Here is a 13062-nt window from a genome sequence, read left to right on the forward strand (position 1 = left end):
CCGGGATCAGAAGCTGCCGATGCCCTTGCCGATCAGCGAGACGCCGATCACGAGCAGCAGGATCGCCATGATGAGCGCGTTCTGCTTGCCGAGCCAGTCGCGGAGCGCATCGAGCGGGCCGCGCAGCCGGTCGGCGGCGACGAGGTAGCCGATGACCGGAACCGCGACCGTGCTCGCCGCGATGACGGTGAAGATCGCGATGACGACGACGTCTTCGCCGCCGCTGAGTCCCGCGCTCCCGATCACCACGCCGGCTCCGGCGGCGAGGAGCAGGTTCTTCGGGTTCACCGCGGAGAGCAGCAGGCCGAGGCCCGCGGCGCCGGCGAACGTGATCTGGTCGATCGCCTGCATCCACTTCGGCAGCACCGGCTCGGCGCCGTCCTTCGGGCGCTTGCGCCACTGCGCCGCCGCCAGCACGAGGAGGCCGACGCCCAGGAGCAGCTGGATCGTGCCGCGAACGGGCTGCGAGGCATCCGTGCTCTCTTCGGGGAGGAGCGAGGAGAGCAGCGTGAATGCGGTGACGGCGACGACCACGCCCAGAACCCATCCGAGCAGGAAGCCGACGCTCGTCACCCGGGCTTTCGGCGACAGCAGCATCAGGATCACGGCGATGATCGGGATCGGGCTGATCGCGATTCCGAGGGCGAGGGTGAGGGTGTCTCCGATGGCAGCGCCCACGGCAGGGTCTCCGATCCGGGTCGAGGGATGCTCCCATCTTGGCGGACCCGGCGCCCCGGGCGCCGCGAATCAGTCGGATCGCCTCCCTTGACGGTGGGTCCGGCTGCGGGCCGACCCGCGACCGCGCACCGGCGGCAGGTGGGGGATGGCGAACGGGCGCGTCTGCGGGCGGCGCTCGTTGCGCACGGCATCCAGCGCCGCGCGAAGGGACGGGTGGCTGCTCGTGCGACCGGAGAGCAGCCAGATCACCTCCACGGCGCCTCCCTCGGTCTGCGTCATGCACGCGAGGGTATGGCGGGGATCGTTGCGGGCGACGGTGGGATCGTGGACGACCCAGGTCGTGTCATCCACCTGATGGACGTCGATGCTCTCGGGCATCGGATCCGTCTGCAGATCGCCGGTCACGTTCTCGATCGCCCGCTTCGCAGGTACGGGCAGGGGTGGGTCAGGAGGGGTGCGGGCCCCGTCGGATGAACCGGCGGGGCCCGCCGGCCGGGTCACTTGAAGGCGTCCTTGACCTTCTCGCCGGCCTGCTTGAGGTCTGCTTCGACCTGATCGGCCTTGCCTTCGGCCTCGAGCTTCTCGTTGTCGCTGACCTTGCCGACCGCTTCCTTGGCCTTGCCGCCCAGGTCCTGAGCTGCGTTCTTCGCCTTGTCGTCCATTCCCATCGGGGTCTCCTCTCGTGGGTCCGGCTGCAACGCCGGTCCAGCGGTCACGACGGTACGTCGACGGTTCCAGGGTGGCGACGGGGTTGACACCGGTCGGTGGCGGGTATACCGACGGCGGCGCCTGCTCGGTCATCCGTCAGAGGGGCCGCCCTCGCTGCCGGGCATGAGGATGAGCGCGATCGGAGTGCCCGGCGCGACGTGGATGAAGGCGGTGCGCTGCTGCCCCTCGCCGTCGTTGACCTCCAGCCAGGCGCCGCCGGAATCGACGGCCTGTGCGATCGCCTCCATGAGCTCGCCCGGCTCCCGTCCTCCGATGCTGTACGAGTCGCCGCCGTACCGGATCTCGATGCGCTTCACTGGCTCAGCTCGCTTTCCTCTGGCCTGCCCTCAGGTGGCTCGGGCACGACGTACAGCCCCGAGGGGGAGTTCGCGGTGTGGATCAGTGCATCGATCCAGGCCCGGTTGATCGTCGGCATCCTGCTGCCGTGGAACTTGTAGACCAGGGCGCAGCCGGGGTGGATCCAGATGGTCGTCCGGCCGTCGCCGATGCTCGGGTCGTCTTTCCAGGTGAACGGGAACGACTCGCCGCGGCGCACCTTCGCGCCGATGACGATCTGCAGATGGCTGAGGATGCGGTCATCGAAATCGACCTTGACCAAGCCGTCGTATGTCAGTCGTCCCATCAGTCCCTCCCGGCAGGGGTCGGATGCGGCGGCTCGGGCGTGATCGTCAGGCCCGACACGCTGTGCGCCGAGGTCATGAGCTCGTCGAGCCACAGGGGATTCACCTCGACCGGCGGACCGCTGAACTTGCACACGAACGACGTGCCCGGATGGATCCAGATCGTCGTCCGTCCGTCGCCCGCGCTGATGTCGTCCTTCCATGTGAAGTGGAGGGACTCGCCTCGGCGCAGCTTCGCGAGGATGACGTTGTACAGGTGCGTGAGTGTGCGGTCTTCGAAATCCACTCGGACGCCGCCGCGGAAGATCAGGCGACCCATCGCGCGCTCGACCGGTTGCAGACGGGCCGTATCGCAGTCGGTGGTCCAGCCATCGGTCCGGGGTCGAGAGATCGTGCCATCACAGCTCCTCCGTCCATCGCGCCGTGTCACCGGTATCGTCCGCCACCCCGATGACCGGGCGCAACCGCCTGGTCTTCTCACGGAGCCGGGCCACGGCATCCGCGTCGACCAGATCGGATTGGTCGCTCGACGTCGTCAGCACGACGATCTGGCTTGCCGGGCCGACCAGGAGCGAGGCGATGCCCGGCCGTCCGTCAGGACTGATCACGGGTATGGCGACGGTGTCGGCGGCGTGTGCCTCTGCCAGCGCCTGGCTCAGGCTCATCAGCTCGTCGGCGATCTCGTCGCCGGTGAGCAGTTCGCTTCCTGCATAGAGGATCGTCTTCATCGTGGCTCCGCTTCTGTGCGTTGCGGGCGTGTCGTCAGAGGCCCTTCCCGCCCGTGACGGGCAGGACTGCTCCTGAGACGAATGACGCGTCTTCGGATGCGAGGTAGACATACGCGCCCGCGAGTTCTGCCGGCTGCCCGGCCCGGCCGAGCGGGGTGTCCTGCCCGAAGGTCGCCAGCCGATCGGCATCCCATCCGGTCGCGGGGATCAGCGGGGTCCAAATCGGCCCCGGGGCGACGGCGTTCACCCGGATGCCGCGCGGGCCCAGGTCTTCGGCGAGGGCCTTGACGAACGCGACCTGCGCGGCTTTGGTCATCGCGTAATCGATCAGACCGGGCGAAGGGTTGAAGGCCTGGATCGACGAGGTGACGATGATCGACGCGCCCGGATGCAGGTGGGGGAGAGCTGCGCGGGCGGTGAACAGCATCGCCGACAGGTTGGTGCGGAAGACGCGCTCGAACTCCTCCGTCTCCAGATTCTCGAGGCCGTCGCGGTCCTTCTGGTACGCGGCGTTGAGCACGAGCACGTCGAGGCCGCCGAACTCCGCGATGGTGTCGTCGACGATCCCGGTCGCGAACCGCTCCTCGCGGATGTCGCCCGCCAGTGACAGCGCGTGTGCCTGCGCCTCGCGCACCAGGTCGAGCGTGGCGTCCGCGTCCGCCTGCTCTTCGGGCAGGTGTGCGATGGCGACATCCGCGCCCTCGCGTGCGAACGCGATGGCCACCGCGCGGCCGATCCCCGAGTCGCCGCCGGTGATGAGCGAGCGTCGTCTGCGCAGGCGGCCGGAGCCGGTGTACGTGCTCTCGCCGTGGTCGGGCGGGGGCCTCGTCTCGTCCGTGAGTCCGGGCTGCTCCTGCCCCTGGGGCGGGAACCCCTCGTCGCGGTAGGCCGTGCGGGGGTCGCTCTGCTCGCCCATGCCTGCTCCCTTCACGAGCGTGCCTCGACGGTACGCGCGCGGATCGGGAACAGGTACGGGGTTGACATCGGAGGGAGATCTGACAGACTCCGCGGGTCGCTCACCCGTAGCAACACGAAAGTCCCGCTGCACCGCCTGCGGCGGCACATCGGGACTTTTGAGGGGATGACGGGAATCGTCCCCACCGCCTTCTCCACCCGCCGCTGCGCGGCGCGCGGAGCCTCGGGCGGCGTGGGCCCACCCAGGGGTTCGATTCGCAGCAACACGAATGCCCTCCCGCGCGGCCGGTGGCCGCCCGTGAGGGCATTTGAGGGGATGACGGGAATCGAACCCGCGCTATCAGCTTGGGAAGCTGAAGTTCTGCCATTGAACTACATCCCCGGATGCCTTGAAAACACTGGGATCGCGGGTCCCAGTCAAGGCAGGGTATACACATTTGTCGCCACATCCGGTCGGTGGCGCGCTCGACCATACTATCTGCTGACTTGAGCAGAGGTTGCGCGCGCATCGCGATGGCGGGCGTATGCCCCGACTCGCGCAGCCCGCCGGCTCAGAAGACGCCCAAGAGCCTGTCGCCATCGTCGGCAATCTCGTGAAGATCGGCATCCTCCGCGTGCTGCGTGCGGAACGGCAACCAGACGGCAGGCGAGTTCGCAAGGTCATCCGGGATCCAGCGGTCACCGGCATACATGAACTGGTCATCGGCGCATCGTGCTGACAAAGCGCCCGTCGCTGGTGGTCCGGCACTCTCCTGTTGACCTGGCGCAGGACTCTCCGCTAGCGTCTGCAACTAGTTGCATGGATAGCGTTTACCGATCGGGTGCTGCCAGGTGACTGTGAATCGTCGATCGAAGGAGATCCTGTGTTCCCCACATTCCCGAGCGATCGAACGCGCCCAGAGCGCCGCGCGAGCCGCGCGACGACCGTGCTCCTCGCGGGCGCCACAACGTTGGCGCTTACGCTTTCGGTCGCGCCCGCTGCGTCCGCCGGGGTGCCGGCCGCCGTCGCGCTGAAGCCTGCTGCTCACGCCGCCGCACCGATATCCGGTGTAATCGATCGCGTGACATTCGGGGATGCTGCATCCGAGGAAGCTCATGGTTTCCGGTCAGATGGGAGCACGGTCGAATCGCGTGAGACGGGTTCGGTGCGTGTCGCGCAGCCGCTTGCGCCCGCTCAGAACCGGCTGGGTGATCTCGTGGTGACGCTGGCAGTGGATCCGGCCGCGCAGAACCACCTGAGCATGACGTTCTCAGGGGATGAGGCGTCCGCGCTCCGCACTCACCTTCTCGTGGATGGCCAATACATCAACTACTTGGCCGCGGGCGACTACGAGTCGATCAACCCCGCGTTCGGCAGTGGACTGCCTGGCCGCACCTACACCGCCACGACGCTGCTTCCCCTGGAGTCGACGCAGGGGAGGACACACGTCCAGGTGACAGTGCGCACGGCGGCCGCGGCGGCGACCGCGCTGGCGGCGTCGCCCTCGCGTTCGTACTTCGATGTCAGTACCCATATCGAGGCTTCCGCGACACTTCCGACCGAGTCTGCGCGGGCCGCACTCGACGGGGTGTCTGCGGCCGAGCCGTGGGCGGAAGTCGACCAGCAGGCGGCGATCGACGGGTACCGGACATTGCAACTTTCGCGTGTTGCGTCGATCGCGGCGAAGATCGACGCGGGCCCGACCGGCATCCCTGACATCTCCAAGTACGCGAACGAGCTGCGCTATTACGCCGAGGCGCTGACGAGCAGTTGGTCGCCCGACGACACGGCGGACGAGCGGCGGGCGGCGCTCGAGCGCATCTTCGCTGCGATCGACCGCTACACCGTGCGCTACTACGCCGACGTGCGATCCCTCGGCAGCGGAGGTCATCAGTCCGACTGGGGCGGGTACTACGCAGAGCTCGGTGAGGCACTGTACATCGTCGAGAACTTCATCGCGGATGACTCGATCCTCGGTCGTGACGCGTTCGAAGAGTTCCTTGCGCAGCCCTTCGAGACGGGCACCGTCGACGGCCCCAACTCGATCGCGAGCGCTGACTGGGGTGGAGATTCACTCTCCAGGGGCGAAGCGTGGGAGCGGGTCTTCAAGGCGAACTTCGACTTCGCGCGCTCGCGTCTGTCGTACATCTCGAATCAGGTGCACTACACGTACGAGGGCGCATGGCGGTCGCACGAGGGTCTGCGCATCATCGGCTCGGACTTCTACGAGGGCCGCGAGCGCAGCCATGAGATCCTTCGCGAGATCTGGGGCATCTCGCCGTTCCTCGGCGAAGAGGTGCTCGTCGGTGCGGACGGTGAGGAGCTCGACGTCTACCACTCGCTCTTCAACCACGACGACAATGCGGAGTACACCGACGACTACGTGCAGGTGATCATGCGCGGCCTCGCCCGGAGCAAGGTGGACGAGGAGGGTGATGTCATTCGCCGACTCCCGTACGGAACGTCGTACACGTCCATCAGCGCCGAGGCGCTGCTCCGTGAAAACCACTACGTGGGCAACTACGGGGAGACGGCGAACTGGATCCCCGCGTACTTCTGGCGAACGTGGGGTCACGCGGGTGACGAGGAGATCAACTCTGAGCTGCTCCGGCAGGCGCTGAAGAACCTGCACTCGCGCGCGCTAACCCGCTACCAGGGTGTGACAGCCGACGGCGACCGGGCGATGTTCATGGAGCAGATCGTCGACGACCGGAACACGGCATACCCCGGCAAGCTGGCGTATGCGACTGAGACGGCTGTCAACCTCGGACTGATGTACGTGTCGCTCGAGCAGCACATGGCCGATAACGCCGAGCTGTACGAAGGTGACGAGTGGGACGAGTACTGGCAGTACGCCCGCGAGGGTGTCGGGATCATGCAGCAGCAGCTCGTCGACAATCAGTACTTCCCCTACTTCTCCAGCGGCACCCGTGCCACTCCGCAGGTCAACAAGGACCACCGACTTCCCGAGTCGTGGGCCTATCTGAACGGGGGACGCGAGGCTGCTCTGGGCGAGGCTGCGGCGGGAGCCGTGCTTCCGAACACCGACCTCGCTCTGTACTCCGACGCTGAGCGATCGACACTCGGGGTCGACGCGGACGAGCTCGACACACCCAGCGTGTGGGTCGACATAGACAACCTGTTCGTCCGCATGCGGGACGGGTCGACGACCATTCTCGGTTCCCTCGCGATGCGCAACTACGGCTACCTCGCGAACGGTCGCCTGCACGTCCAGCGCGACGGCAACGAACATCTGGTGCAGATCGCCACGACCGGTGTCTTCCAGTACAAGGAGACCACGACCATCGGTGAGGGTGTCAGCAACCCGATCTTCGTCGACCCTGACGCGGACGGTCCTCGGCCGGGCAACGCCCGCGCAGGACAGATCGTACCGATCACGTTCCAGCCCGGCGTCGGTAAGGTGGTCCGCGACAACTTCACCGCGGACACCCCGTACTCCGGCTACCCGGATCTGATCCGCGCTGTCTACGGTGACTACCTGTTCGCGGTCAACACCACTCGCGAGGCATACGGCAACGCGAAGGAACACGTCGTCGCGCTTCCCGAGGGAATCAAGGCGCGTACGGTCCTCGACCTCGTCTCCGGGCGTGAGCTCCGAGTTCACAAGGGCGGCGTGACCGTCCCGTCGCACACTGCCGTAGTGCTGCGCATCGCCGATGCCGACAAGGCTCCGAAGACTCCAGAGCGAGTGGATGCCGTCGCCCTGACTCCCTCACCGACGGGTGTCGTCGTCTCGTGGCGACTTGCTCCTGGTGCGACGAGCTACCGCATCGAACGAGAGGGGAGGAACGGCCGCTTCGATGTCGTGGCCCGCAAGGTCGCCGGATCGACGTACCTGGACGATGACGTGAAGAGCGGAACCCATCGTTATCGGGTCATCGCGCTCAACGGCAAGACCGAGGCGGCTGCATCCGAGGTGCGGACGGCGACCGTCGGGGGGAGTGCTCTCAAGAAGGGCTGGGAGAACACGTCGGTCGGCGCGGTGGGGCAGCCCTCGGTCGATGTCCGCAACGACCGCATCCGCATCAGCAGCGCAACAGCCTCTGGATACGGCATCGGAGATGACTTCATCATCTACGACCGGTTCGCCGAGGATTCGCTCGCCCAGGTCACCACCGCGCACACCGGTAGCTACTCGCTGTCGGCGCGCCTTGCGGAGCACTCCGGCGAGGTCTCGGGGCTCACCGTCCGCGGTGGTGCGGACGAAGTCGCTCCGTACGTCTATCTGGGCGCGCGCGCAGACGGTCAACTCGAGATCCGGCAGCGCACCCTGGACACCCGTGTGAACCTCGTCGGATCCGCGGGCGGTGCGGGGACGACGCGCTCCGACCAGACGTCGCCACGGACGATCGCCCTGGACCTCAACCTCGCCCAGCACCCCTATCTGCGCTTGGACCGTGACGCCGCCGGGCAGCGCGTGATCGCCCTCGTGTCAGCGGACGGGAAGGTGTGGACACCGGTTGCGCAGCTTGCGCTGTGGACAGCCGGAGGTACGCACGCCGGGGTCGTCGCAACGAGCGCGGTGACTGCCGACAAGGTCTCGCTCGACGCCTTCGCGGCGGACGAAGTCGTGGCGTCGGCTCGGCAGGCGGACCAACGCGTGTCGCTGGTGTGGAACCGCCCGGACTCGGCATCGGCGTTCCGCATCTACCGCACCTTCGATGCCAAGGCGGCCGTGAAGAAGCCACGCGGTGACGCATGGTCGATCGTCGTCGATGGAATCACCGATGCGGGCTACACCGACAGCCTCGTGGGCAAGGACGCGTGGTACGTCATCGCCTCTCTCGACGAGAACGGATCCGTCATCGAGACCAGCCGCGCTGTCGGGGCCTCCGGGTACCCGCTGGCGTCACTCATCGAAGCGGCCCGAGCGATCGATCTGACCGGCTTCACGGCCGCCAGCGCCAGCCTCTACCTCGCCGAGATCGACGCGATCGAAGCCGAGGCGAATGCCGAGGATGCCGATCACAATGCACTGGCGGTTCGACTGGAGGCTGCCCCGGACCTGCTCGTGCAGCTCTACATCGACGGGTTCGAGACATCGACCGCAGACCGCTGGGCAGCCCTGCGGACGACCAGCACGCCCACTGCCTACACCCAGGAGGTGAGCCAGGACCCCTCACAGGCGCGCTCCGGATCAGGGGCACTCGTCATCAGCAACGCCGGCGCGGACCGAAACGCCGCCCACAACGCGTGGTTCACGAACATCTCGAGTCCGTTCCAGATCGACGCCGCGCCGCAGACCACGTATCGAGTGTCGTTCTCGTACCGTCTCGAGGACTACGCGTACGCGTCGGGGGTGGGCGCCTACCTGTTCCTTCGCGGATACAACGGATCGAGCGCGCCGGAACCGGAGACGCGGTTCTGGCTGCAGGAGCCGAGCACCCCGGACGGTGAATGGAAGAACTTCACGACCCTCCACACCACTGGTGCCGCCGCGATCGACCGCTTCGTTGCTCAGTTCGGCCTGCGTGGCTCGACCGGAACCGTGCGCATCGACGACCTCCGGATCGAACCCGTCGACCTTCTGACGGAGCTCGTCTCGGATGCGCGTCTCGTCGACCTCTCGGACTACACGCCCGCCAGCGCTGCGGCGTACACGGCTGAGATCGATGCGATCGCCGAGGCCGCCGGCGCGCCGGAACCCGACACGGAGGCGCTCATCGCACGCGTACGCGCCGCGGCGTCGCTTCTGGTGCAGGTGTTCACCGAGGGCTTCGAGGGCAACGCGGCGGGCAGGTGGGCAGCAGGACGTGCAGGTGGCGCCCCCGACACATACGTCGGTGTCATCGAGTCGAACGCTGACACAGCACATGCCGGTGACGGCTCGCTCGTGTTCACCAACTCCGATCCCGTACTGAACGCGGCGCACAATGTCTGGTTCACCAACGCGGCGTCGAGCGTACCGGTGCAGGTCGCCCCGTCGACGACGTACCGGATCCGGTTCAGCTACCAGCTCACCGACTTCTCACACGCGCCGACAGTCGGTGCGTACCTGTTCGCACGAGGATTCTCCGGGACAACGGGAGGTGCCGAGACCCGGTACTGGTTCCGCGAGCCGACATCGGCCGGGGAGTGGCGGCAGTTCGACACCACACTGACGACCTCGTCTGCGGCCGTCGACCGGCTCGTGCTCCAATTCGGGCTGCGGGGCTCGGTCGGCACGTTCCGTGTCGACGACGTACGCATCGATCCGGTGCAGCCGTAGGCTGACGCGCCCCGGTAGTGAGAATGGTCCCGCCCCCGAAGAGGGCGGGACCATTCTGTTCGCAAGAAGCCCGCGGGGCGGTTGGTGTCACCCCGTCGCGGACGCGGGGCTCAGGACCGTGATGTCCTGGTTCAACACGGTGCATCCTTCAATGGCGTAGGGCGGGCGTGCGTCCGGATTCTGTGCTTCCAGCACGATCGCCTCCAACCGCAGCTGCTCGACGTTGCGGATGTCGAGGAACGTCGTGCGGCTCCATGTCGGGTAGTAGTTCGACGATTTGCCCTCGGTGCTCTGCTCGAGTGCGTCGACCACCACGGGGTAGTCGTCGAACGGGCGCGACGGCTCCTGCACTCCACCCCACGGGACGTAGGTGATGTCGCGGAGGGTGAGGTGCCGGATGGGCCTGCTCCGTGCGGCATCCACGCGGATGCCGGCGAACTCGGGCGTGCCCTGGATGTCGTGGTCGAACCTCCACTGCTCACGGTCCATGTCTTCGGAGTCGACCGCGGTCAGCCCCGCGATCCGAACGTGGGACAGCTCGCCGATCGGGGGCATGTGATCGAGCTCCTTCGACGATCCCAGGTCGTCGGGTTCGAACCGGTTGTTGAGCAGCATCCACACCGGGCGACGGACGTCGTGCATGACAACGTCGCTGATCGCGATGCGGGTGATCGTGCCGCCCTCGGTGCATTCCATCTTCACGCCTTCGCGGAGCACGCGGTTCATCGTGATGCCGCTGATGGTCACGTCACTGATCGTGCCGATCGATTTCAGGCCGATGCGGATGCCTGCGCACACAGAGCTGAGTTCGCAGTCGCTGATGTGGATGTTCTGCGTCGGAAAATCCTTGCTGGAGGACTGCAGGCAGATGTTGTCGTCGGTGCCGACGATGTGACACCCGCGCACGAAGACGTGCTCGCAGCCGTCGAAGTTCAATCCGTCGCCGTTGAAGTTCGACTCGTTGTGGATGCGCACGCCCTCGACCCATATCCAGCGGGAGTCGAGGAACGCCGTCGTCCAGCCCGCAGCGTCGAGAAGCTGGATGTCGCGCACGCGCACGTGGCTGGCGCGGAGCGTGCGCAGCATCATCGCGCGCTGGCCGGTGTCCCGCTGCGGGAACGCCGGCCCGTTTCCATTGATCTCCCCCGGGCCGCTCAGCGTGACGTGCTCCACGTCACGTGCCAGCAGAAGACACCGGTCGAGCTCGGGCTCATTGCGGTATCGGTTGTGGTGGACGTCTTCCGGATAGTCCGCGATATCAGGGCTGGCGAGAAGTCGAGCCGAAGCGGAGATGTGCAGCTCTACACGCGACCGGAGGAAGAGCGTTCCGGTCAGGTACGTTCCATCCTCCACTTCGACACGGCCGCCGCCGGCCGCCGCGCAGGCGTCCAGCGCGGCCTGAAGTGCAGCGGTGGCGAGCGTCAGGCCATCGCCGATGGCGCCGAAGTCCCGCGGGTCGAAGGTGCGTGTCATCTCTGCTCTGTCCCATTCCCGCCATCCGATGGCTCGGTGATCAGCGCGCGCGTGCGGTCGAACGGATGCCACCGGTCGTCGTACCGCCCGGAGCCGCTGGCGATCAGTGCGCGCATCGAGGATTCCTCTCGTATCGTCCGGCCCATTCTCGGCGACATCGCTCATCACTTCAGCGATGAGGTTGCGGAATCGGACCGTCGAGATCAAACTGTAATGCAACTAGTTGCAAAAAACTCTGGAAAACGCCTTCCTCCTGAGTTACGCTTCGAGCGGCGGACCTGATCCGGCCGAAAAATCAAGGGAGATGAAATGACAATCGCAACGACGCGGACGCCTGCAGGCCGCATCGCAATGGTGGCTGCTGGGGCGGCTGTGTCGGCACTCGTTCTGGCCGGTTGCAGTGCATCCGGTGGTGACGAGGCTTCTGCCGACAAGACCACGATCCGCTTCCTCTATGCCACGGGCGACGAGACATGGAACAGCACGGTCGACGCGTTGGTGACCGCTTTCAACGAGCAGAGCGAGACCACGACCGTCGAACTCGACCCCCTCCCGGCCGGCACCGACTACGCCACCGCACTCAAGACCGTTGACGCCACGGGGAAGTGGCCCGCGGTAGTCGACATGCGCGACACACTCACGTACGTGAGCGCGGGCAAGCTCGCCCCGATCCCGGAGGAGGTCACCTCGCTCCTCGAAGCGGACGCCTTCGCCGCTGCCGCCGACGGCAACGTCTACACGACCCCCTACAGCGCCCTCAACGGTGAGCTCGGCATCAACATCGTCTACAACAAGGACTACTTCGAGGAGAACGACCTTCAGGTCCCTGAGACCTACGACGAGTTCATCGAACTGCTGGAGGACATCAAGGCCAACGGCGACGTGCCGCTCGCGACCGCCGCTGCGGAGATCTGGCCGTCGGACCAGCTGTGGAAGTCGCTCGCTGCGTCGACGTTCGCCGAGTACTCGGAGGACGGCGGCTATTGGAACGTCGCCGCTGCCGGCGATGCCTCAGTCGCGGACCTGCGTGAGCCGCTCGAGAAGCTCGAGTACATCACCGACAACTTCGTCCTCGACGGCTGGCAGTCCACCGCAGACGCGCAGACGACGACGCTGCTCGTGAACGAGCAGGCCGTCATGGCGACCTCGTCGGCCGGGCTGGGACGCCTCATGGACATCAGCAAGGTCGCACCGGACTTCAACGCCGGCATGTTCATCGTCCCCGCTGAGGACGGCAACATCTACGTGCTGAAGAACAGCCCCGTGGGCGACACCGCCGGCGGCCTCGCGATCTCGTCGCAGGCCGCGGAGAACGAGGACGAGTACGCCTCGGCGATCGAGTTCCTCGAGTACTTCTACTCGGTCGACGCAGCGAACCTGATGCAGGAGAACGGCTGGCTCTCGCCCAACATCGTCGCCTCCGACGAGGTCGTGCAGAACGACTCGATCCCCGGTGCCGCCGACTACTTCGGCCTGCTCGAGAACCCGAACCTCGTCTGGTACGAGAACGCGCCCGAGTTCTCGACGTTCGGGTCGGTGAACACGTTCTTCCGCCAGGCCCGCATCGAGATGCAGGACCACCAGACGACGATCGACGAGGCGATCGCGAAGACCCAGGCCGAACTCGAGACGCAGGTCGCGGCGGCCGAGTAAGGACTCGCGGCCGGGTGGGGCGTCCGTTCCCACCCGGCCGCGACATCTCATCCGTGT

The 13062-nt window shown here is 66.6% G+C and carries 12 protein-coding genes and 1 tRNA gene; 3 read left to right on the top strand and 10 right to left on the bottom strand.

Translation table 11 applies throughout. The annotated features are described in order from the left end of the window. Window positions 1–6: 6 nt before the first annotated feature. The 9 genes from JOD63_RS15485 to JOD63_RS15525 all read right to left on the bottom strand — a co-directional run bounded on the left by JOD63_RS15485 (window position 7) and on the right by JOD63_RS15525 (window position 4052). The gene (locus JOD63_RS15485; RefSeq protein ID WP_045275112.1) at window positions 7–678 is read right to left on the bottom strand and encodes a GAP family protein; all 672 of its coding nucleotides are present in this window, start codon (window positions 676–678) and stop codon (window positions 7–9) included. 69 nt (window positions 679–747) lie between these two features. After that, window positions 748–1056: a hypothetical protein gene (locus JOD63_RS15490; RefSeq protein ID WP_157003963.1), complete on the bottom strand. Its 309-nt coding sequence runs from the start codon at window positions 1054–1056 to the stop codon at window positions 748–750. Between the two features lie 119 nt (window positions 1057–1175). After that, the gene (locus tag JOD63_RS15495) at window positions 1176–1346 is read right to left on the bottom strand and encodes a CsbD family protein (RefSeq protein ID WP_084613437.1); all 171 of its coding nucleotides are present in this window, start codon (window positions 1344–1346) and stop codon (window positions 1176–1178) included. Between the two features lie 129 nt (window positions 1347–1475). After that, entirely contained in the window at window positions 1476–1703 is a 228-nt protein-coding gene (locus JOD63_RS15500; RefSeq protein ID WP_045275114.1) for a hypothetical protein, read from the bottom strand. Next, window positions 1700–2029, bottom strand: a complete 330-nt coding sequence (locus JOD63_RS15505) for a DUF7882 family protein (RefSeq protein ID WP_045275115.1) — start codon at window positions 2027–2029, stop codon at window positions 1700–1702. The genes JOD63_RS15500 and JOD63_RS15505 overlap by 4 nt, the downstream gene beginning before the upstream one ends. Further along, window positions 2029–2346, bottom strand: a complete 318-nt coding sequence (locus JOD63_RS15510; RefSeq protein ID WP_045275116.1) for a DUF7882 family protein — start codon at window positions 2344–2346, stop codon at window positions 2029–2031. Before JOD63_RS15510 ends, JOD63_RS15505 begins: the two co-directional genes overlap by 1 nt. A gap of 79 nt (window positions 2347–2425) precedes the next feature. Beyond that, the gene (locus tag JOD63_RS15515; protein ID WP_045275117.1) at window positions 2426–2755 is read right to left on the bottom strand and encodes a hypothetical protein; all 330 of its coding nucleotides are present in this window, start codon (window positions 2753–2755) and stop codon (window positions 2426–2428) included. A 34-nt stretch (window positions 2756–2789) separates the two neighbouring features. Further along, window positions 2790–3671, bottom strand: a complete 882-nt coding sequence (locus JOD63_RS15520) for an SDR family oxidoreductase (protein ID WP_045275118.1) — start codon at window positions 3669–3671, stop codon at window positions 2790–2792. Between the two features lie 310 nt (window positions 3672–3981). Then, window positions 3982–4052, bottom strand: a tRNA-Gly gene (locus JOD63_RS15525). Between the two features lie 142 nt (window positions 4053–4194). Between JOD63_RS15525 and JOD63_RS15530 the strand changes: the two genes are divergently transcribed. Then, window positions 4195–4389 carry a hypothetical protein gene (locus JOD63_RS15530; RefSeq protein ID WP_157003964.1) on the top strand — a complete coding sequence of 65 codons (195 nt, stop codon included), beginning with the start codon at window positions 4195–4197 and terminating at the stop codon, window positions 4387–4389. Between the two features lie 426 nt (window positions 4390–4815). Further along, window positions 4816–9879 (top strand): fibronectin type III domain-containing protein, encoded by a 5064-nt coding sequence (locus tag JOD63_RS15535; RefSeq protein WP_052682462.1) that lies wholly within the window; start codon window positions 4816–4818, stop codon window positions 9877–9879. Between the two features lie 87 nt (window positions 9880–9966). On the opposite strand, the gene JOD63_RS15540 is transcribed toward JOD63_RS15535, so the two are convergent. Further along, a complete protein-coding gene (locus JOD63_RS15540) occupies window positions 9967–11352 on the bottom strand; it encodes a glycoside hydrolase family 28 protein (protein ID WP_045275119.1) in 1386 nt (461 codons plus the stop codon). Window positions 11353–11661: 309 nt separating this feature from the next. Here JOD63_RS15540 and JOD63_RS15545 point away from each other — a divergent pair, with 309 nt between their 5' ends. Further along, window positions 11662–13005: an ABC transporter substrate-binding protein gene (locus tag JOD63_RS15545; protein WP_052682463.1), complete on the top strand. Its 1344-nt coding sequence runs from the start codon at window positions 11662–11664 to the stop codon at window positions 13003–13005. The last annotated feature ends 57 nt before the right edge of the window (window positions 13006–13062 follow it).

The sequence above is a fragment of the Microbacterium terrae genome (assembly GCF_017831975.1).
Classification (GTDB): Bacteria; Actinomycetota; Actinomycetes; order Actinomycetales; family Microbacteriaceae; genus Microbacterium; species Microbacterium terrae.

Bases quoted from the DNA above. Each gene is read 5' to 3' on its own strand.
- JOD63_RS15505 (WP_045275115.1), bottom strand. From the start codon at position 2,029: ATGGGACGACTGACATACGACGGCTTGGTCAAGGTCGATTTCGATGAC.
- JOD63_RS15530 (WP_157003964.1), top strand. From the start codon at position 4,195: ATGCCCCGACTCGCGCAGCCCGCCGGCTCAGAAGACGCCCAAGAGCCT.
- JOD63_RS15490 (WP_157003963.1), bottom strand. From the start codon at position 1,056: ATGCCCGAGAGCATCGACGTCCATCAGGTGGATGACACGACCTGGGTC.
- JOD63_RS15515 (WP_045275117.1), bottom strand. From the start codon at position 2,755: ATGAAGACGATCCTCTATGCAGGAAGCGAACTGCTCACCGGCGACGAG.
- JOD63_RS15510 (WP_045275116.1), bottom strand. From the start codon at position 2,346: ATGGGTCGCCTGATCTTCCGCGGCGGCGTCCGAGTGGATTTCGAAGAC.
- JOD63_RS15545 (WP_052682463.1), top strand. From the start codon at position 11,662: ATGACAATCGCAACGACGCGGACGCCTGCAGGCCGCATCGCAATGGTG.
- JOD63_RS15495 (WP_084613437.1), bottom strand. From the start codon at position 1,346: ATGGGAATGGACGACAAGGCGAAGAACGCAGCTCAGGACCTGGGCGGC.
- JOD63_RS15520 (WP_045275118.1), bottom strand. From the start codon at position 3,671: ATGGGCGAGCAGAGCGACCCCCGCACGGCCTACCGCGACGAGGGGTTC.
- JOD63_RS15540 (WP_045275119.1), bottom strand. From the start codon at position 11,352: ATGACACGCACCTTCGACCCGCGGGACTTCGGCGCCATCGGCGATGGC.